Origin of the sequence: Chroococcidiopsis sp. TS-821, from assembly GCF_002939305.1 — a bacterium.
GTDB lineage: Bacteria > Cyanobacteriota > Cyanobacteriia > Cyanobacteriales > Chroococcidiopsidaceae > Chroogloeocystis.
Genome location: NZ_MVDI01000001.1, coordinates 469338 through 490495, shown reverse-complemented (window position 1 = coordinate 490495; position 21158 = coordinate 469338). Strand labels below are relative to the sequence as shown.

Annotated in this window: 16 protein-coding genes, 1 pseudogene and 1 CRISPR repeat array; of the genes and pseudogenes, 10 read left to right on the top strand and 7 right to left on the bottom strand. The window is 43.7% G+C overall.

What is annotated here, in order from left to right; all coding sequences use genetic code 11:
* Window positions 1-62: 62 nt before the first annotated feature.
* Complete coding sequence (locus B1A85_RS02310) at window positions 63-1427, bottom strand: MATE family efflux transporter (RefSeq protein WP_104545305.1); 1365 nt, start codon at window positions 1425-1427, stop codon at window positions 63-65.
* A gap of 107 nt (window positions 1428-1534) precedes the next feature.
* Here B1A85_RS02310 and B1A85_RS02305 point away from each other — a divergent pair, with 107 nt between their 5' ends.
* Both B1A85_RS02305 and B1A85_RS02300 read left to right on the top strand, forming a co-directional pair.
* Window positions 1535-2215, top strand: coding sequence for a GntR family transcriptional regulator (locus B1A85_RS02305; protein WP_104545304.1), 681 nt, complete (start codon window positions 1535-1537; stop codon window positions 2213-2215).
* Window positions 2208-2894, top strand: coding sequence for a haloacid dehalogenase type II (locus B1A85_RS02300; protein WP_104545303.1), 687 nt, complete (start codon window positions 2208-2210; stop codon window positions 2892-2894). The genes B1A85_RS02305 and B1A85_RS02300 overlap by 8 nt, the downstream gene beginning before the upstream one ends.
* Before the next feature lie 38 nt (window positions 2895-2932).
* Here B1A85_RS02300 and B1A85_RS02295 read toward each other — a convergent pair whose 3' ends face one another.
* Entirely contained in the window at window positions 2933-4321 is a 1389-nt protein-coding gene (locus tag B1A85_RS02295; RefSeq protein ID WP_104545302.1) for a flavin monoamine oxidase family protein, read from the bottom strand.
* Window positions 4322-4586: 265 nt separating this feature from the next.
* On the opposite strand from B1A85_RS02295, the gene B1A85_RS02290 reads away from it, so the two are divergent.
* The 8 genes and pseudogenes from B1A85_RS02290 (at window position 4587) to cas2 (ending at window position 13723) form a co-directional block, all read left to right on the top strand.
* The gene (locus B1A85_RS02290) at window positions 4587-5573 is read left to right on the top strand and encodes a YafY family protein (RefSeq protein WP_104545301.1); all 987 of its coding nucleotides are present in this window, start codon (window positions 4587-4589) and stop codon (window positions 5571-5573) included.
* A gap of 4 nt (window positions 5574-5577) precedes the next feature.
* Entirely contained in the window at window positions 5578-6231 is a 654-nt protein-coding gene (gene cas6, locus B1A85_RS02285; RefSeq protein ID WP_104545300.1) for a type I-MYXAN CRISPR-associated protein Cas6/Cmx6, read from the top strand.
* A complete protein-coding gene (locus tag B1A85_RS02280) occupies window positions 6221-8494 on the top strand; it encodes a CRISPR-associated helicase/endonuclease Cas3 (RefSeq protein WP_104545299.1) in 2274 nt (757 codons plus the stop codon). The genes cas6 and B1A85_RS02280 overlap by 11 nt, the downstream gene beginning before the upstream one ends.
* Window positions 8491-9966 (top strand): type I-MYXAN CRISPR-associated Cas8a1/Cmx1, encoded by a 1476-nt coding sequence (gene cas8a1 / locus B1A85_RS02275; protein ID WP_104545298.1) that lies wholly within the window; start codon window positions 8491-8493, stop codon window positions 9964-9966. The genes B1A85_RS02280 and cas8a1 overlap by 4 nt, the downstream gene beginning before the upstream one ends.
* A 79-nt stretch (window positions 9967-10045) precedes the next feature.
* The gene (gene cas7i, locus B1A85_RS02270) at window positions 10046-10900 is read left to right on the top strand and encodes a type I-B CRISPR-associated protein Cas7/Cst2/DevR (RefSeq protein ID WP_104545297.1); all 855 of its coding nucleotides are present in this window, start codon (window positions 10046-10048) and stop codon (window positions 10898-10900) included.
* A gap of 5 nt (window positions 10901-10905) precedes the next feature.
* Window positions 10906-11562, top strand: coding sequence for a type I-MYXAN CRISPR-associated protein Cas5/Cmx5/DevS (cas5, locus tag B1A85_RS02265; protein ID WP_104545296.1), 657 nt, complete (start codon window positions 10906-10908; stop codon window positions 11560-11562).
* A gap of 190 nt (window positions 11563-11752) precedes the next feature.
* Window positions 11753-13420 (top strand): annotated as a pseudogene (gene cas1, locus B1A85_RS25075) (type I-MYXAN CRISPR-associated endonuclease Cas1).
* Window positions 13421-13429: 9 nt separating this feature from the next.
* Window positions 13430-13723, top strand: a complete 294-nt coding sequence (cas2, locus tag B1A85_RS02255; protein WP_015189441.1) for a CRISPR-associated endonuclease Cas2 — start codon at window positions 13430-13432, stop codon at window positions 13721-13723.
* 253 nt (window positions 13724-13976) lie between these two features.
* A CRISPR array of direct repeats spans window positions 13977-17214; the repeat unit is 36 nt; unit sequence GTGTTTTCACCTTAGATGCCACAAGGCGTTGATCAC.
* A gap of 139 nt (window positions 17215-17353) precedes the next feature.
* On the opposite strand, the gene B1A85_RS02250 is transcribed toward cas2, so the two are convergent.
* The 5 genes from B1A85_RS02250 to B1A85_RS02235 form a co-directional block, all read right to left on the bottom strand.
* On the bottom strand, window positions 17354-17551 hold the full coding sequence (locus B1A85_RS02250; RefSeq protein ID WP_104545295.1) for a hypothetical protein: 198 nt from the start codon (window positions 17549-17551) through the stop codon (window positions 17354-17356).
* Entirely contained in the window at window positions 17548-17733 is a 186-nt protein-coding gene (locus tag B1A85_RS23515) for a hypothetical protein (protein WP_146087125.1), read from the bottom strand. The genes B1A85_RS02250 and B1A85_RS23515 overlap by 4 nt, the downstream gene beginning before the upstream one ends.
* A 253-nt stretch (window positions 17734-17986) precedes the next feature.
* Window positions 17987-18460, bottom strand: coding sequence for a hypothetical protein (locus B1A85_RS02245; protein WP_104545294.1), 474 nt, complete (start codon window positions 18458-18460; stop codon window positions 17987-17989).
* Window positions 18461-18468: 8 nt separating this feature from the next.
* A complete protein-coding gene (locus B1A85_RS02240; RefSeq protein WP_210404134.1) occupies window positions 18469-20298 on the bottom strand; it encodes a DUF1989 domain-containing protein in 1830 nt (609 codons plus the stop codon).
* A 35-nt stretch (window positions 20299-20333) separates the two neighbouring features.
* Entirely contained in the window at window positions 20334-21152 is an 819-nt protein-coding gene (locus B1A85_RS02235; RefSeq protein WP_104545293.1) for an MOSC domain-containing protein, read from the bottom strand.
* Window positions 21153-21158: the final 6 nt, after the last annotated feature.

Below are 21158 nucleotides of genomic sequence, written 5' to 3'. Positions count from 1 at the left end.
TATGAGTTTTGAGTTGAATATCACTAATTACCGATTACCAATTACCAATTACCAATTACCAATCACCAACTTTTAGACAAACTAAGTTGATGAAAGCGCCATACGAAAACTCCAGCAGCGATCGCCACGCCAATTGATTGTCCTAACCACAATCCCGTACCACCCAAACCAAAATGAAATCCAAGTAGGTAGCCAGTGGTTAAGCCAACTCCCCAGAAGGTACAGAAGCTAATCAACATTGGTACGCGCGTATCTTTGAGTCCATAAAGTGCGCCGGATGCTGTTTTCTGCATGCCATCAATAATTTGAGCGACAGCCGCGATCGCTAGCATGGGCATGACGATCGTCAATAGTGAGGCATTTTCTGGCGCGCGGACATCGATATATAACCCTATAACTTGCTGGGGAAATGTCAAAAGTGCGATCGCCATAAATGTCATAAATACCACTCCACTCGTTATCCCCACATAACCTGCTAGTCTTGCCGCAGTATAATTTTGCTGTCCACTCCACTGTCCAACGCGAATCGTTGTCGCAAACGACATTCCTAGCGGTACCATGAAGATGACGATAATGGTTTGCAAGATGATTTGATGCGCAGCGAGTACTTCAGTTCCTAATGCACCCATCAAATAAGTGACAACTGTAAAGAGTCCGGTTTCTAACGCCGCAGATACCCCAATTGGTACGCCAATTAACACCAATTCCCAAAAGATGCGCAACTTCAACTGATGTAAATTTTCAAACAAGCGATAAGTTTTAATTTTCGGGTGTCTCAACGTGTAAGCAACGAGCGATAAAAACATTCCCCAAAGCGAGACAATACTTGCCCAAGCAAGCCCCTGTAGCCCCAGTGCGGGAAACCCTAATTTACCAAACCCTAAAACATAGTTACCTGCAATATTAAACAGCGTACCGCCAATAACAATGAGCATGACTGGACGTGCATGCGAAAGCCCTGAAACAACACTACGCAACGTTGCAAACGCTAAAGCAGGGAATAAACCCCAAAGCATGATATCTATATATGTCTTTGCTAGCGCTACTGTTGTTGCTTGTTGTCCAAACTGACGCATCAGCGTATCGATGTTGCTGAGGAAGATCATTACAGGAATTGCAAGTATCAATGACAGCCATAGCCCTTGACGCGCCACTTGTTGAACTCGTGCTTTGTTTCCTGCGCCGTAAGCTTCCGCCACTAAAGGGCTAACTCCGATGACAACACCACTTGCCGTATTGAGTAGCGCAGTGAAGGTAATTGCCGCAAGTCCTCCCGCGGCTAAGGTTTCTTGTCCTAATCTGCCCATAATCACAGTATCGACAAACCCTGTTGCTGATTGCGCAACTTGAGCGCTTGCCAAGGGGATTGCGAGTCGCAGAAACTCCCTCAATTCAGTACGGAGTGATGGGCTAGAAGTTAAAGACATCTTGCATGCACGAGATTAGCTCTTGTTCACTTTAGCATTGTAGATTGTTGACAATCTACAATTTTCTTCATAGACTATTGCTTAATGCTGCTCCCAGTACATTCTCTATGAAGAGGCGATCGCAACTTACAATTGTTCATCGCAGTCTTGAAGTACAAGCTGCGGATGCGATTCGTGAAGAAATTCTCAGTGGTGTTCTTCCACCAGGTTCGCGGTTGTTAGAAATTGAATTATCTGAACGATTAAATTTAAGTCGCGGTACGATTCGCGCCGCACTACAACAGTTAACGTACGAAGGTTTAGTCGAACAATTTCCGTATCGTGGTTGTGCAGTTTCTGGATTAAGTTCGCGCGATGCTTGGGAACTTTATACGCTACGCAATGCTTTAGAAGGATTAGCTGCAAAACTACTTGCTGAATCAATTACACCTGCTAAAACAAAGATTTTGCATACTAAACTACAGCAATTAGTCAAAGCTGCAAAACTCGGAAAATGGCAAGAGTTAGCAGATACAGACTTTGCGCTGCATAAAACTATTATTGAACTTTCAGAACACCAACGCTTGCAGCAACAATACAAAATTGTCGAACAACAAATTAGATTATATATCGTGTCTTGCAATGCGATTCATCCAGATCTAGATGAAATTAGATTGCAACACGAAAGTTTAGTTGACGCGATTTGTTCAGGTAATGCTGAAGTTGCAGAGCAAATTGCTCAAGAACACAACGGTGATGGTCAAGCGTTAATAGCACATTTAAATGCCTTGGAACAGAAAGATGATTGATTTTAATAATTATCAAGCTTTAACTTTTGATTGCTACGGGACTCTAATCGATTGGGAAAGCGGTATTTTAGGTGCATTGAAGCCCATTCTATCGGCTCATGATGTAAAAGTTAATGACCGTGAAATTATTAATTATTATGCTGAAGTTGAACCAGGAATTCAGCAAGAGGATTATATTAAATATCGAGAAGTTTTGCAAAAAGGCGTACAAAAGTTTGGCGATCGCTTTGGTTTTACACCAACGGCAACTCAAATAGAATCACTTCCTGAATCGCTACAAAATTGGCAACCTTTTCCTGACACGGTAGAAGCACTTCAGTGGCTTAAACAGAAGTATAAGTTAGTCATTATTTCTAATATAGATGACGATCTCTTTGCAGCGACTGCGAAGCACTTAAAAGTTGAATTTGATGAGATTATTACAGCCGAACAAGCAAAAAGCTACAAACCTTCCTTAAATAATTTCAAGCTGGCATTTTCTAGAATCGGCATCCCACAAGAGCAAATCTTACACGTTGCCGCCAGTTTGTATCACGATATCGTTCCAGCGCGATCGCTGGGATTAACAACAGTCTGGGTAAATCGCAACGCGCAAGATAGCACTCATTTACCCAAGAGTAGTCAACCAAATTTAGAAGTACCAGACTTGCAATCGCTTGTTTCCTTAATGAATAGCTAGCGATCGCGTAAACTTTAGACTAAGCTCAACTCAATTTTTTATTGAGACGATCCGGCTAATAGAAGCGACTGAATTGCCTCAGCTGCTGCCTCACCTGTCCGCACAGCACCATCAAAGAAACCAGCCCAGCGGTCAGCCATTTCAGTACCTGCCCAATGAATGCGTCCTACGGGGGCTGTGAGTGCCTCACCAAAGCTTGTCCACACCCCAGGTGGCATAAACGCAGCATATCCGCCTCCTGTCCAAGGGTCGCCTGGCCAATCCACTTCATTATAAGTAGAGGGCGACAAAGCTTCCTCGCCAAAGTAGATTGCTAAGTCAGAAAGAACAGCAGCACGGCGATCGCTGTCACTTTTTGCCCGCCAACGACTGTAGCGATCGCCTACGACAAACGTTGCGATTACTCCAACTCCAGTTTCTGGATCGGAACTATCTGCACAAAGTTCAAGCCACTGACAATTGCCAATCGCAATTCCAGCCAACTTCTTTGCCCGCCAGAATGGGCGATCGTAAGAAACCATAATTTTGGCACAGCATCCCATCGGTACCCGCTGTGTCAGTTGCGATCGTAAAGGTGGCATCGGCGGATCGTAAGTGATTCTACCTGCGTGATAAGGTGGCATTGCTACAATTGCAAACTGTGCCGTGTAGGCATTTTTAGTTGTTTCAACTTCAACTTTTGTACTGTCTTGACGAATGCGTAACACAGGTTCGCTCAGCCGAATTTGATTTTTCAATTCATCTGCTATTTTCTGGGGAATTTGTCCTGCACCACCATGCAAAAGTTCGGCTTCGGGGTGTTCAGACTGGGGCGCAGATTTTTGTCCCCAAAGGGCGTGTAAAAGCGATATCTGATGAGGTTCGGCAGGTCCAAGGTAGCCGATAGCACGAGCCATATAAGAAAAGTACCAGCGACCAAAAGCAGTGTGCGTATTATCTGCAATCCACCTTGCAAATGTATCGCTGTCGAGTTGTTGATTTGTGTCATTGCGATGTGGGTGTCCTGCGGGTAAAGCTTGCGAAAGAGCTTCAAAACGCTGCCATGCATCCATAGCATCGCGCCATTCTGCTTCGCTAACTCCTGGGGCTTCTCCTTCAGGGAAACCTTGGAAAAAACCGTCAAACTCGTAGCGCTGTCCATCAAATACAAGTACTTTCAGCCCTTCAGATGGTGATGGAAAACGACGTACGTTGTACTCGTCAAGTAAGGCTAAAATGCGATCTTGCGTTGGACCCACCCATTGTCCTCCCCGATCGATCCACTGCTTTGATGGTAAATACTGACCGTGCATCCGACCACCAATGCGATCTTGTGCTTCAATAAGCAGCACACATCGACCTAATCGCTGTAGATTGCGGGCAGCAACAAGTCCAGCAAGTCCTGCACCAATAACAATGCAGTCAAAAATAGTAGAAGGCGATGACATGAGAATTTGATCTCGATACACGAGTTTTGAGTTGATAGTCAACTAATATCACTCTTTGCGAATTAAAAGCCAGAGAAAACTTGAGTATAAGTGTCTAAAAACCAGACAGGACAATGGATGTAGGGTGACAAACCTTCAGACAGGCAGTCTAATTACAAGTCTTTGTTATCAGAACTTTAAAAATTGGGAAAACTGACAAAGAAAGCGGAAGCTTTTTTTCCTGGTTACTTTCATAGGATGAGATAAACTCTCAATCTATAGAACTATGTCGCGTCATCTGGAAAGGCTGCTACAAATCGATCATCTCTTGCGCTCAAGTGGCGGTCAAACTAGCCTTAGCTTGGCTCGGGCTTTAGAAGTAAGCGATCGCACGATTCGAGACGATTTAGCATTTTTGCGCGATCGCTATCATGCACCCTTGGAGTATCGCAAAAAAACAGGTTGGCGTTACACCGATCTGGCATGGCGACTGCCGAGCGTTTCTTTGAGTAAAGGAGAACTGTTTGCGCTGACATTGGGAGCAAGAATGCTAGAAGCCTACGCAGGTTCGGCGTACGAACAGGAATTGCGATCGTCAATTGAACGGTTATCCGAGCGATTACCAGAGCAAACTTGGATTGATTTACAGCAGCTAGCCGACGAACGAATCGTCTTTCGGGCAGGGGCGCAAATGGTCAACCTTAACCCGCTGATTTGGCAGCAGTTATTAGAAGCTTGTCGAACGTCAAAGCGGGTGTGGATTCGCTACTATGCAGCAACTCGGCTTGAGGAATCCGAACGAGTTATCGATCCTTATTTGCTTCACATTTACCGCGCTACTAACCCTTATGTAATTGGTTTTTGCCACAAACGCCAAGAAATCCGTTGGTTTCGCATCGACCGCATTCAGGAACTACGGCTACTCGATGAAACCTTTGAGCGCAAGTCCAATTTCGACCCGAAAACTTACTTGCAGAAGATTTTTCAGCATGAGGTCGGGGGACACCCAGTCTCTGTGGCTATTTGGTTTGACGCATCGGTAGCGCCTTTTATTCGCGAACGTCGCTGGCACGTTACTCAAGAAATTGAAGAACACCTCGATGGTTCATTAACTTTGCATCTGACAACTTCGGGGTTAAATGACTTGAAACGTTGGGTACTGGGTTACGGCAAGGGTGCAGTAGTGCAAGCGCCAACTGAGTTGGTGGAATTGGTGAAAGCAGAAGTTGAGGGAATGAGTAGAAGTTATCACTTGTTAATAACAAAGGAGTAAACTTATGAATTTTGTGGAAGTTCAATTTTCCTTACGAGGGCAGACCTTACCCGCAGATCATGGCTACGCCCTTTACTCAGCATTAAAACACCTGTGCCAACAGCACCAAGGTTTGTTAGGTGACGATTTACCTCCAGAAGTTTTGCTCTGTAGCATCCCAGGCGTTGCAGATCGTAGTGGAGTCATTTATTTAAACCAAGCTTCTCGGTTTCGATTGCGATGTCCAACTCAACAAGCGCAACAGTGGTATCGCTTGCTGCAAAATCAGGTTTTAGATATTCGCGGACATCTAATTCGACTGATTCAGCCCCGCTTAACGTTGCCTCAAAGCAGCAAAGTTCTCAAAGCTAGATTGGTGACGTTTCGTTTAGAACGATGGAACGCTCAAGACGCACCATTTTATTTTCTGGAATCTTGTCAGAAAGCCCTCGCCAAAATGGAAGTCAATGCTCAAGCGTTTATTGATAGCAATTCTCAAGGAGATTTAGCTTTACGGGCGCTCAAGATTAGAGAGAGAAATGTTTTGGGCTACGGCGTGGTTATTGAGGGGTTAAACGAAACTGATTCGCTGAAAGTTCAATTTTTAGGTTTAGGAGGACGCAAACACTTTGGCTGTGGTTGGTTTTATCCCGTCAAGGAGGAAACGCATGCCGCCTAAATTAGTGCCAGACATTCTACTAGCTAAGTCTTTTAAAGCAGGTGCTTGGAGAGGTTCTTATGGACTGGTAGGACATACCGCAGATGTGGTTAATGCTGTCACCACGTTAGTAGATACTTTGGGCGATCGCTTAATTGAACAGTTTGGACTTCAGTGCAGTTTAGCTGAACTCAAGGTAACAGCCCGTCTAAGTGCTTACATTCACGATTGGGGAAAAGCCAACGATCATTTTCAAGGAGTCGTTCGTGCCAAGATGCCGAATGCTTCTCCACAGCGATATTTACCCGATAGTCCTCAAATGATTCGTCATGAGGTGGCTTCAGTACTTCTAGCGTGGGAGTTTCGAGAATGGCTGCAAAATCAAGGAGATTTTTTAACTGCGGTAGTAGCAGCAGGAGGACATCATTTAAAACTTGGAGGTAGAGACGGAAAATGCACTGATGAATTCGGAGAAATTCGTGCTAGTGGCGACGATCGCATTCATTTGTACGTTCTCGATGCCGTTGATGGAAAAATTCAATACAATCCTCATTTTCGCCAATTGCTGAAATATGGAATTAAAGCTTTGGGATTGCCGCAAACTATTAAACTTGCTCGGAAACCTTCAATTACGTGGTCAGTAAGCCAGATTAAAGAAAAACAATTTGAGATTCAAGATTTCTTGACGGATAGGCAAGTCGATCCAGTGGTGCTGGCGGTTATCAAAGCTCTTTTAATTGCAGGTGATGCAGTAGGTTCTGCGATTCCCAATACAAAGTTATCGATTCAGCATTGGATTACTGAACAAATTCAACGCACCCTTGATGAAAATAAACTTCAACAAGTTATCAACGCGCGACTAAATGGCAAAGAATTGCGTCCTTTTCAAATTCAGTTAGCGCAAAGTTCAGCACGAGTCACTTTAGCAAGAGCAGGCTGTGGCACAGGAAAAACGCTTGGAGCCTATAAATGGGGACAGTCGAAAGCCATTGGCAGAAAAATGATTTTTTGCTATCCCACGACAGGAACTAGCACCGAAGGGTTTCTTGACTACGTTCATCATCAAGTTGATTCAGTTCTGCTTCATTCTCGTGCTGATGTGGATTTAGAAATGGCTACTACAGGAGAAGAAGAGGAAGTTGGTGAAACAAATGATGAAGCCAATCTCAAATTAGAATCGTTTCAAGCTTGGGGTAAAGAAGCGATTGTTTGTACGGTTGATACCGTCCTCGGACTGCTGCAATGCAATCGGAAATCGATTTATTGTTTTCCGGCGATCGCCCAAGCAGCTTTTGTGTTTGACGAGGTTCATTGTTACGATGACCGCTTATTTGGTGCTTTGCTGCGGTTTTTAGCAGTTGTCAAAGCGCCGATTTTACTGATGTCTGCGTCTTTCTTACCTTGGCAAAAAGAAGCGATCGCTACAGCAGTCGGCGAACCGATTGAAATTATCTCTGGTCCTGTGGAGATAGAACAACAGCCTCGCTATCGTTTTCATTTCGCCAAAACGCCTGATTGGGAGAGAGTTGAACGAGAACTGCAAACAGGAGGAAAAGTACTATGGGTGTGCAATCAAGTTAATACTGCTATCGCAGTTTACCAAGAAGCCAAAGCCAAAGGATTCAACACTCTTCTTTATCACAGTCGCTATCGCTATCAAGATCGGGTACGACATCACCGCGATGTTGTCGATGCGTTTAAACCCGAACAACAGAAGCCTGTACTTGCGATCGCCACTCAAGTTGCAGAAATGTCCCTCGATCTTTCAGCAACCCTGTTAATTTCCCAAATTGCCGATCCAGCAGGGTTAATTCAGCGACTAGGAAGACTAAACAGACGCTACTGCGGTCGTGCTTTGGATGCTGTTTTTTATGAAGATGAGAAGAAGGGCTATCCCTACAGTGAAAAAGAACTTAATGATGGATTAAGACTTATTCAGTCCTTTACAGGAGAAGTCTGTCAAGGAGATTTAGCGCGGTGGTTAGAAAGTTCGGATGACAAAGGTAATCCAGATCTGCAATCAGTCTTACTAGATGGAAACTGGCGAACTTACTCGACATCGCTACGAGAAGCAGGTAATAACATTACTGCCTTACTCGAACAAGATTTGAATACAGTTAAATCTCTACGCGCTAAAGAACTTCCTCGTTACACCGTGCCAATTCCTACCAAGAATACTCACAAATGGGAAAGATACAAATTTTATCCTGTAGCGCCAAAACAACAGTGGAGTTATTCAGCCGAATTAGGAGCTTATGAGCTTAAAGAGGAGAACTCAAGGTGACACTTACTCTATCTATTTTTGACCCCAATACTTTACTTCCCCATCGTGCTGGAATTGCTGGCTTAGCTTTAGCTTTATCTGCGATCAATCCTGATGATGTGCCTTTCGAGTGGGAAGTTACCGAAGATGCTGTCAAACTGTCATGGAAATGTAGCGATAAAGAAGCAGTCTTAAGTTTAATTCAGCAAACCTATCGCATTCAAAATGGCTATCTAGATGTGCCAGCATTAAATCTTGATTTACAAGGTAAGTACACATTTACTGAAGGAGTTATGTCAACTTTTCTTCAGCATGGAAAACAACGCAAACAATCGAAAGCAGCGATTAATTTAACTTTTTCAATTGATGAAGGTCAACCAGAAATCTCGCGCTCTTTTCGCCCTGTTGAAGACTGTTACTATACAGGAGATTTTCAAGAACTCTTTAGTAGTAAAGGTGCCTTTAAATCCAAAATTCCAGTCAAAGGTCATCATTTACCAGGCTTAGTAGAGTGTTTTGCTCATGGTGCCTATCAAGAATCTCCCCAAGGTTTTTTATCCTTGCTCTTTCTCCCACTAGCTTGTAGTTATTATCATTTACCAGGATACCGTTCAGCCGTTGTTATCCCAGAAGTTAAAAATCTTCAACAATGGGTTGGACGACGACAAAAATTAGCTGGGAGAACTTACAAAAACTTCCACTCTAGCAGTTCAGGAGAATCAGCTTTACGATTTTTACTCCAAGAAAGATTGCTTCAAGATAACCGACAATTTCGAGTTGATTATTGTGAAGTTTATCAATTAGGTAAACAGCAATGGGATGGAAGTCAAAGTTACCTTAAACAAGCTGTGTATCGAGTTAAAGTAAGCGATGCTATTTTAGCACTGTACGATTCAGCTTTTCAGTTTTTTAAACCACAAGTTCGTCAAAATGAAAAAGGAGAAACATGGTTAGCTACTTCAAAAGTGTTGCCTTGGCTTTGCGACAATTTAATTGCGAATAAGCCTTGGTATTTTGGTTTTCATGCTTTTTACAAACAAAACGAGATTTACGAACGTAAAGGATTAGTAAAAATGACTCAATATCTTGAACCATTAGAACAGATTTTTTTTGATGCTGTGCAAGGAGCATTTCGTAGTTATTTACGAGAACAACGCATACAAGCTCAAAAACAAGGTCGCGAACCCGATTATCCGCAGGTTACTGATAAAGTTATTAATCGCTTACAGCGTCCAAGCACTCAGCAAGATTTTGCCAAAACAATTGTTGATTTTTTAAGTCGTCATCGCAGCAAAGCTACTAGAGGTGTTGGTGCTGAAATTTATCAGTGGTTGCATAAAGATAACCAATGGAAACAAGCGCGAGATTTAGCTTTACTTGCTATTGCTAGTTATACAGGTAAGGGAAAAGATGGTCAAACAGAAATTCCTGAAGAAGTACTTGAAGAATCTAACTCTCAAGTTGATGCCGAATTTGAACTTTCAGTCTCTTGAAAAACACCTCTCAACAGAGGAAACCTCCGCACGAGGGTTTTTGCTTTTGTAATCAGTTTTGTAATTTTTAAGGAGAATCATGACACAACATATCTTTGTTACCGTAGTTACACCCACTGCTGTTGCTGCTAATAATCGCGGAGAGGGAGATGGTAGTACTCTTTCTACTTTGCAAAAAATTACGAGGGGTAACGATCAATATACAACAGTGAGTGCTGATGCTATTCGTTGGGCTTATCGAGAATATTTACAAAGTATTAAACCAACAGAAGTGAACCGAACTTTCGATCCAGAAACTGATAAATACAATATTAAAGATGAACGATATAAAGCTGAAGATTATATCGATGACGATATTTTCGGCTACATGGATGCAAAGAAAGGAGCAGATAATAAAGATGCCACAACTAAAAGACGGGGAGTATTAGAGGTCAGTCGAGCTATCAGCCTCGATCCTTATTGGGGGGATATTGTCTTTGGTTCTAAAGGCGGCGAAAAAGGCAAAACTTCCATTCATAATACAGAAGTTCATTGCACTGCCTATCAGTATACGATGGCTTTGACGCCTAGCGCTTTAAAAGATTCAGACCGCGCTAAATTAATTCTTGATGCTATTCCTATGATTAAACATGTTGGTGGAAATCATGCTCGGTTCTTGTATGAATTTCGCCCCGAATCAATTGTTATTCGAGTCACTCAAGATCCCAGTCCTTGGATTATGAATTGCTTTGAACGAGTTGGGGAATCAGTTGGATGTCCTCGTTTAGTTCGGTTAGTAGATGTTAAAGATATTGCTGCTAGCGAACTTATTGTTGCTGGAGAAATTGCTGATACTCCCTATGGTAAGCAATTAGAGAAATTAGGTGTGAGTGTGTTTCGCGGAATTAAAGCGGCGATCGCTGCGGCTCAAGGACTTTTGAAAGTAGGGGTATAAGTTTTATGAGTGATATTCTGTATCTAGAATGCCCTTGTAGTAGCTTTCCTCGCAGTTTCGCTCGCGATTACAAGGAAACGTATCTTTATCCTCCACCTTCGACTATTTACGGTTTTCTCCTATCATTAGTTGGCGAAGAAGATTTAACCGCCCATTTAGGAGTAAAGTTAGCGATTGGTATTGTGGGAATACCTTCTATTTCTCGCATCCTCCGAAAACAACGACATCACAAGTTTAGTAAAACGCACATGGGCACTTACCCGCCTAGTCAATTTTCTAAGCCCAATTTTCAAGAACTCCTCACTGATATCAAGGTTGTCATCAAAATTGATTCAACTCAAGAATCGGCTACTGTCAAACTTGATGAACGAGTTGCAATTGCTTTGGCAACCCCCGAACAGATTACTCGTTTTGGTGGGTTAAGTTTAGGGGAATCTTGGGCATTAATTAATGGCATTAGAAATTATCGTCCAGAAGACGGTGAAATTCAGTGGTTAGTCAAGGATAATCGGGGGTTAATTGGCTTACCAGTTTGGATTGATCGCCAAACCACGCAGGGAACATTTCAACGATATAGTCTCATTATTAATCAATTCGATGAGAATTGCTGGACTGAGATTCAAGCGCCTATAAAGACAAAAGCAACAAAGTCTCGGTCTTAATGCTTGCCGATTAAGTAGGCGATCGCTGTCTTGCTAATTCTAGTGGGTTAATTCTAGTGGGTTAAGATGCGATCTTGTCGCAAAAACGTACCATGAAAATTACATAAATTTGGTGCAACGCGGAAGCTTTTTTGCCTGGTTGACTGGCTAGATTGATGGCTGTAACACCTAGTAAAACATTTGTATTACGATGCACGCTATCGATCTAGACCAAACCGTAACAGAAGTCTCAGACACTCTGCGCGTGTGCGCCCTTCATGCTTTCGCTTACTGTCCTCGCCTGTTCTACCTAGAAGAAGTTGAGGAACTCTATACTCAAGATGCTGCTGTCTTTGCTGGACGGCAGTTACACGAGAAAATAGAGCAGCAGGAAGACGAAGAATGGCTCGACCTTTATCTTGAAGATGAAATCTTGGGGTTAAGAGGGCGAGTAGATGCCTTGCGTACCCGCGATGGGCAAACAATTCCCTACGAACACAAACGCGGGCGTTGCTATCGAGAAGATTGTAAACCTCAAGCATGGGAAAGCGATAAGCTACAAATTTTAGCTTATTGTTGTCTGCTAGAGGCAGCATTAGGAATTACAGTGTCGGAAGGAAGAATCCGCTATCATGCTGATAATGTGTTGGTTCGCGTTCCTTTAGACGAGCAAGGACGTCAATGGGTTAAAGATTCGATTCAACAAGCAAAAGAGTTGAGGAAGTCTGCCTATCGTCCTCCTGTAACGAATAATGAACATTTGTGTACCCGCTGTTCGCTGTCTTCGGTTTGTCTACCAGAAGAAGCACGGTTGGCACATAACAAAGAATGGCATCCCCTGCGGTTATTTCCTCAAGATGACGAACGAGAAGTGCTGCACATTCTCGAACCAGGAACGAGAGTGGGGCGTACAGGAGAACAACTAAAAATTAGCCACCGCGATCGAGCCGATGAAAAGGTTTCGGTTGGGCAGGTTAGTCAAGTTGTGCTTCATAGTTTCGCGCAAATTTCCACTCAAGCTGTCCATTTTCTTGCTTACAAAGATGTTGGGATTCACTTTGTTTCTGGAGGAGGACGTTATATCGGCAGTGTGGATACTCGTTCGGGGAGTATTCAACGGCGCATCCGTCAGTATTAGGCGTTGAGTCAGTCGGACTTTTGTCTGGAACTGGCACGAAAACTGGTGAATTGTCGAGGCGAAGGACAACGTAAGTTTTTGATGCGGGGAAAGCAGAAGAGTAAGTCAGATAAGGCGGAATTAGAATATGCGATCGCACAAATGAAAGCAGTTCTGAAACAAGTTCCTCAAGTTCAATCGCTGGAATCTTTGTTGGGTATTGAAGGTAATTTGGCTGCACTCTATTTTGGGGCATTACCGCACCTGTTGGCTCCAGATACCTCTGACTTACTAAAATTCTCTGGTCGAAATCGTCGTCCTCCTAAGGATCGGTTCAATGCTTTATTGAGCTTCGGTTACTCTTTGCTGATCAAAGATGTGATGAATGCCATTCTCACGGTTGGTTTAGAGCCAGCTTTGGGATTTTATCACCAACCCCGCACCCAAGCCCCGCCATTAGCATTAGATCTGATGGAAATTTTCAGAGTTCCTTTGGTCGATCTGATTGTCGTTACTTCGATTAATCGCCATCAATGGGATGTTGATGCTGATTTTGAGGTCAGAGGTCAACAAGTTTGGCTGAGCGATCGCGGGCGGCGCAAATTCATCAGTATTTACGAGCAACGTAAATCAGAGTCTTGGAAACATCCCGTGACTGGTTATTCATTAACGTACCGCCGTTTATTAGAGTTAGAAGTTCGATTGCTCGAAAAAGAGTGGTCAGGCGAGGGTGGTTTGTTTGGGCAGTTGATTGTGCGGTGAGGGAGTATCATGGCAGAACTAAAGAATTGGTATTTGGTTTGTTACGATATTCGCTGTCCCAAGCGATGGCGTAAAGCTTACAAGCTACTGGAGGGTTACGGAGAGCGCGTTCAATACTCGATTTTTCGTTGTTGGTTAAGTCAGCGGATGCGGGAAAAGCTGCGATGGGAATTAGAAAGAGTTCTAACGAAAGAAGATGATTTAATCTTGATTCGTCTTTCTCAGCAGTGTGTGAAGGATTTGCCAAAGTACAATCGTCCTAATACTTGGTTGTTAGACGAAAAAGGTTTTCGGGTAATTTAAAAATGCAAGTACCTCTGAATGTGGCAGCCAAATAAAGCGTGACAATAGCTCTGTACGTTATTTTGTCTAGCTTAGAGGTTAAAAAAACACGTGCTGAGGTGCTTGCAAAACTCCCAAACCTTGACTGTACAGGGATCTTGAAGCCAAGGAAAGTATGTTTTCATCGTCCAATTAGTCATTTCTTGTCATCTATGAGGAGGTGCTTGTGTAATGTAGCAGGAATGCTTACCAAGAAATGGTTTCGGCGGTCGCTGTGTTTTCACCTTAGATGCCACAAGGCGTTGATCACAAAGAAGCGATGGAGCTAGCTGTTGTCAAAGGCATAGGAGGTGTTTTCACCTTAGATGCCACAAGGCGTTGATCACATGATTTTTCGGGGTTAGTTAACGGGCAAATTTACTTGTGTTTTCACCTTAGATGCCACAAGGCGTTGATCACCGGAAAACGCGATTTGTTCTGGGGCAACAATTTGGTGTTTTCACCTTAGATGCCACAAGGCGTTGATCACGTCTTGTCGAGTCGATCTTGTCCGCGGTTCCACTTAAGTGTTTTCACCTTAGATGCCACAAGGCGTTGATCACAGAAATAGGATCGCTAAAAGTGAAATTAGTAGAGTGGTGTTTTCACCTTAGATGCCACAAGGCGTTGATCACATTTTTGTTGAAGACCTCAACCTCAAAGCAACTAGTCGAGTGTTTTCACCTTAGATGCCACAAGGCGTTGATCACCAGGTAATAAGCATGGGGTATCGCACGTTGTGTACGGTGTTTTCACCTTAGATGCCACAAGGCGTTGATCACGTTAAAAATCGCGCAAAAATACGGAGGTAAATCGACGCGTGTTTTCACCTTAGATGCCACAAGGCGTTGATCACAACCTCGGTATGAAGGTACCGTTAAGCGACCTCAAGTGTTTTCACCTTAGATGCCACAAGGCGTTGATCACGCTGATAGCGATCGCGGACTTCTAGCCAATCGATAGGTGTTTTCACCTTAGATGCCACAAGGCGTTGATCACTTTCGATCGAACGCCACCATTCGCCTCGATTAAGATAACGTGTTTTCACCTTAGATGCCACAAGGCGTTGATCACAATTTTTTGGAGCGTTCAAAAATCGGTTGTGGGTAGGTGTTTTCACCTTAGATGCCACAAGGCGTTGATCACTGTTGACGACTGGTGGCTGCGTCGTGCTGTAGCGGGTGTTTTCACCTTAGATGCCACAAGGCGTTGATCACAAATCGATTTTTCTCAAGTAAGGTACCTCACTCCGAGTGTTTTCACCTTAGATGCCACAAGGCGTTGATCACGAATTTTACGATTTAACGGGCGGGTATTTTAGCAACAGTGTTTTCACCTTAGATGCCACAAGGCGTTGATCACTGGACAATCAGTGGATTTATTTAATGCCTTCCGATAAGTGTGTTTTCACCTTAGATGCCACAAGGCGTTGATCACCCCAAGATGCAATTGATTGGGCTACTCAGAAGCTCGGGTGTTTTCACCTTAGATGCCACAAGGCGTTGATCACGCGATCACCTCCCGCGAAATTATTGAGCAAAAAATTGTGTTTTCACCTTAGATGCCACAAGGCGTTGATCACCTTTTGGTTTGACGCAACTCGGTGATTGGTTTGACCGTGTTTTCACCTTAGATGCCACAAGGCGTTGATCACAGCGCAAAACTAGCTTCTCTTCACTGCAATTTTATTGGTGTTTTCACCTTAGATGCCACAAGGCGTTGATCACATCGGTCAAGCCGCGATCCTCGCAAATGGTAGTGAAGATGTGTTTTCACCTTAGATGCCACAAGGCGTTGATCACCCTCTGGTGGCGATCGCCCGGAAGTTGGTCTGTACCGTGTTTTCACCTTAGATGCCACAAGGCGTTGATCACCACAGCTCGTTCGCGGAATGCTCGGCGATTTCAACTGTGTGTTTTCACCTTAGATGCCACAAGGCGTTGATCACAGTTTTAAATCTACGCCCATTGCTTTTAAAGCTGCATGTGTTTTCACCTTAGATGCCACAAGGCGTTGATCACATGTTCAGGATCGGGTTATCGAGTTGAGGATTAGTGTGTTTTCACCTTAGATGCCACAAGGCGTTGATCACAATTTCTCAGGTGGAATAAAGCTGGTGGTAAGGTGGTGTTTTCACCTTAGATGCCACAAGGCGTTGATCACTTACGCGAGGTGACTTTGGCGTTCATTTTGATGCTGTGTTTTCACCTTAGATGCCACAAGGCGTTGATCACAGTGAAATAATCCGCGATACTCTTCTGGAAGCTAGTCGCGCGTGTTTTCACCTTAGATGCCACAAGGCGTTGATCACACCAATTTATCGTAAACAGGGAGTTTGACACCTCCCTGGTGTTTTCACCTTAGATGCCACAAGGCGTTGATCACATCTCACACGCATTGCCTAACTCAAACTCCAGCTGTGTTTTCACCTTAGATGCCACAAGGCGTTGATCACATGGAATTGCGAAGAAATCTTGAAAACCCGATCGTTATGTGTTTTCACCTTAGATGCCACAAGGCGTTGATCACTACTCCAGTTGATTTTTTAAAAATAAAGGTAAAGCCGTGTTTTCACCTTAGATGCCACAAGGCGTTGATCACAGATTTAATGCCGCAAAAGCGTAAGCATCAAATTGTGTTTTCACCTTAGATGCCACAAGGCGTTGATCACTTCAAAAAAGCGTCCTAACTTATTATGGAAACGTGGTGTTTTCACCTTAGATGCCACAAGGCGTTGATCACAAGAATTGGCGCTACAAAAGCGCCAATTTCTTTTAACTGTGTTTTCACCTTAGATGCCACAAGGCGTTGATCACAACGCCTTGGGGATTCGCTCTCAGTGACTTTTCGGTGTGTTTTCACCTTAGATGCCACAAGGCGTTGATCACTGGATGACGGCAGACAAAGCCCTGAAGAGTGAGCCAAGTGTTTTCACCTTAGATGCCACAAGGCGTTGATCACAGGCTTATATTTGGACTTCAGATAGCGTAAACGTTAGTGTTTTCACCTTAGATGCCACAAGGCGTTGATCACTAAAACAAAAGATTTAATTTCCGCCTCTTTTTGGTAGTGTTTTCACCTTAGATGCCACAAGGCGTTGATCACGACGAAGTTCGCCAATCTCGATTCGGCGGAGCGACGTGTGTTTTCACCTTAGATGCCACAAGGCGTTGATCACACAACTCACGATTCAACTCCTCCGCGAATATCTCTTGGTGTTTTCACCTTAGATGCCACAAGGCGTTGATCACTTCCGATTTGGTTTTTTCAAATTCGATTAATTCCTCAATTGTGTTTTCACCTTAGATGCCACAAGGCGTTGATCACTTAGAGTCGCGTAGCATTCGCGTTAGCGCGTCTTGGAGTGTTTTCACCTTAGATGCCACAAGGCGTTGATCACTCAACTATGACATGCTCATTACTCGCTTGCGGATATCGTGTTTTCACCTTAGATGCCACAAGGCGTTGTCACATCGCCGTCAATTACGTCAAGCAGCGTAACCCCTCATCAGCGTTTGGCTAGGTTTACTACTACTTTCTGATATGCAGTACAAATGGCGACGAGGCGAAGATTTTTACCAAGAAGCGCGAGAAGTTTGGTTAACTACTTTGTTAGATTTTACCGCTCGCTGCTGCGACTTTTGCTTTAAAAGTTTCTTTGTCGTCATGTACTGACAGCAGTACAACATCATTTCGCAACGCGGCAATTTCTTTAATTACAGTCGCGCGATCGCGTCCTGATGCTACTTGGCTTTCAACGTAACCTGGAATTTGATCGTGGCTCAAGCGTACTATTTCTATTGGATTCATAGCAGTTCTCCTTGCGAGTCAAGAATATATATTTGCTGATTATCTGCATCGCACGATTGTGTTGTTACATAGAGAAATCCTCCGACTATTTCCATTTTGCAGATAAATCTACGCGCCAACGATAGAACAGCCACCAAACTGCATAGTCTTTCCCATTGAAGTTCAGTTGGTAATTCAAACACTTAAAGCAATTCCCATTTTTTCTTGAACACGACTCTTCTCGCAATTCAATCAAACTCCAGCCGTTATCATACAATTAATCTCCTGGATAATTTTCTGCCAAAGATTCTAGCTTTACTTCAGACTTTGGTTTTTCTAACTCAAAATCAAGCGTTGCAATTTCAACTGCTGTTGCTTGTGCAGTTTACACACTTTCTGCTAACTTCTTAAACGGCTGGTTAACTTGAATGATTTTGCTGGAATTCATACTTAGTCTTAGCTATCGGGAAGCAAAGTTGCTTTTACTATAACGATATTTTTAACAGCAGTATGCAACTCTAAAACTGGTTTTTCTAGTGGAGAATGATACCAAATTAGAACAGAAATATTATTGATACGCGCTGGTATCGCACGGTTTAAAGCTAAATTTTGTAGTCGATGTGGTGGTTTTGTGGTAGCAATTTGAAGTAGATTTGGTGTAGAAGAGTTGGGAAGGGCGATCGCTTGTATTGTCTCACACTGCTTCACCCAGACGCGCATTTTAGCAGGAGATTGAATGGCAACCCCCCTCACCCCCAAACGGAAATTGTTTTCGCATAGCCGCAATAAGGAACACGGATAATCAGCGATCGTGGCTTCCAGCGATTGAAACGGTGCAAGTCTACCCGCAGCATCGCCTACCAGAGTTTTGGCAAATTGTAAGCCATCAACACCCGCAAAATCCCACAATTGATAGTGAGGAAGATCCATAGAAGTCTTCACGCCCGCACTCGGATTTTATCTGGATCGTAAGCCGCTATACGCCCTACGGTTGCTTTGACACGCCGGATTTTACCATCGACTAAGCCGACTTCGAGTTCAGTACCAATCGCTGCATATTCTGGAACAATCTGCGCTAAGGCAATGCTTTGATTCAAAATAGGGGAAAAAGTTGCACTGGTGATAACTCCCACGCGCCAGCGATCGCCTACTGGATAAACGCACATTCCTGCGGCTGCAACTTCGTTACTTGCAAGTGTTAACCCTACTGTAACTTTGGGTGGATGTTCCTTAATCTTCTCTAAAGCTGTTTTACCAATAAAGTCAGGCTTGTTCGTCGCCACAGCCCAACCAATTCCTGCTTGGTAAGGTGAAGTTAAATCGTCAAATTCACAACCAGGGCTTAATAAGCCTGCTTCAATGCGGGCGCGATCGAGTGCTAGCATTCCCATAGGAATCAGTCCTAGCGGTTCTCCGGCTGTGATTAAAGCATCCCATAAAGCATTACCATCCTGGGGGTGTATGAATAATTCGTAGCCCAATTCTCCAGTGTAACCCGTGCGGGAAATTAAGACGGGGATATCTGCAATTGTTGTAATTGCAAAGTGAAAGTAACCTAGTTTGTCGATATCTGAAATAAACGTGCGGAGAATATCGCGCGATAAAGGACCTTGAATCGCTAAATTGTGGAGGCGAGCGCTGGCATTTTCCACCGTAACTTGAAAGTTGTATTGTTGAGCAACTTTACGCAACCAATCTGCATCAGTATCGCAGTTACCAACGTAGCGATAGGTAGTCTCGGTAAGACGAAAGACAATGCCATCATCGATTATGCCACCGTGAGGGTTTAACAAACAACCGTACGCAGATTGCCCAACACTGAGTTTCGCAATATCGCGCGAGAAGGCAATTTGTAATAAATGAAAAGCGTCAGTACCAAATATTTCAAACTTGCGTAGTGCCGATAAATCGATGAGAACAGCACGTTCTCTTAGCGCCCAGTATTCGTTATGCACGCCGCGAGCGTAGCTATTTGCTACCCAAAAGCCATTATATTCAACGATATGATCGGTTAACGCTTGAATGCGATCGCCAAAGGCACTCCATTGAGTCAAACGTACAGGTGCATCGATACTCACTCTTTTGCCAATTGCTTTAGGGAAAAGACACGCAGCGTCATAGATGCGTACGTGAATTGCTGTCGGATTCCAACCATTCGCTGGATCGATATCGTCAGGACACGCGGAACTTGCACATAATAAGTCACGATGGGCTTTTAATAATACATAATCACCAGGACGCGACCAAGATTCCCCTGATGCGATCGCCCCTTCATTATTAACGGTTGTATTAAAAAAGAAGTTTACCGCCGCCCAACCGAGTCGCGGTGCAATACCATAAGGTTGCAATGCTTTATTAAAATTGTCACTACAGCTAGGATGTCCTGGATATCCTGCATCTTCGTAGTATTGTGCGGTACAAGCTAATAGAAAACTATCGTGACGATTGCAAGTATCTTGAATCACTTCAAACATCGGTTGCATTGCTTGCGAAAAGTACTTGCTATGCAAACCAGCTTGCGGAATTGTTAAACCGTTTAATGTGCGCGTGACGGTACTATCGAGTTCTTCAGTGTAGTTTTCTCCCGCAAAGGCTAGAAAATCTGAACACTGCGAACCTTCAACGTCGATAATTTGAATGTATTGTCCGGCTTTCACCGAGTAGGCGATCGCACTTCCAGGCGCAATGCGATATTCTGTGACGACTTCGCCCAGTGGTGCAGGTATGTCAAGATAAGATGCATGAGTTGATTTAGCCGCGACAGTCACTTCTTGTATTCAGTAATAGTAAATATGTCTCTGTGTCAATCTAAAAGTTGGATCGAATCACCACAACGAATTGTCCCTCCTTGCACGACGCTGGCATAAACGCCTACATTACCATTATTATGCTGCACTGCTGTTTTAAGAATACTCGAATCGTTTGGTAAATCGCCTTGCGGTAATGTTGTCATGACACAACGGGGACAAAAGTTTGTAATCTTGATTTGAACTTCTTCACCAATGGCAACGATGCGATTGATCCAGTCGTTTTCGACAAAATTGTTAGTTGCAGTCGAAGCAATTGCAATATTAGGACGAAATCTGCGCATCTCAAATCGTCCTGATGAATTTAGTTGTTGCAAGCGTTCAATTGTTGCTGTTGTCAGTAAATGTAATGTCGCTAAGTCAAAAAAAGTCCCCGCAGGTATTTTCTCATCTGTAACAGTTTCTCGGTGAGGAAGCCCATCCATGTCTAACCAGTATTCTTCTAGGATCGGTTCGGGTGGCGCGGTTGATGCGAGTGTGACTTCACGCCCTAAAACACTAGAAAGTAACTCGTTGATGTTTTCTTGTTCGCTGGATAGTTTTGTGTTGTCTGGGAGGGTAATGTCAACGGGAGGAATTGTATTTGTTGTTGGTGAATCTGCATAAGCAGCGTGGAAGTCGAATAGTTTAGCCCATTTACGGGGGTTTTTCGCGCTGACGACTTTCCCTGTGGCTGATTCGATTAACGCATAAGCGCGATCGCCTACTATTCCTTGTTTACCAATTTCAGCTGTGTCTAACTTCTCCCCCATCATTGATTTAACAGGGTAGCGCCACAAAGCGACAACTGAACCGACTACCGACGCTGCTTGCATCACAAT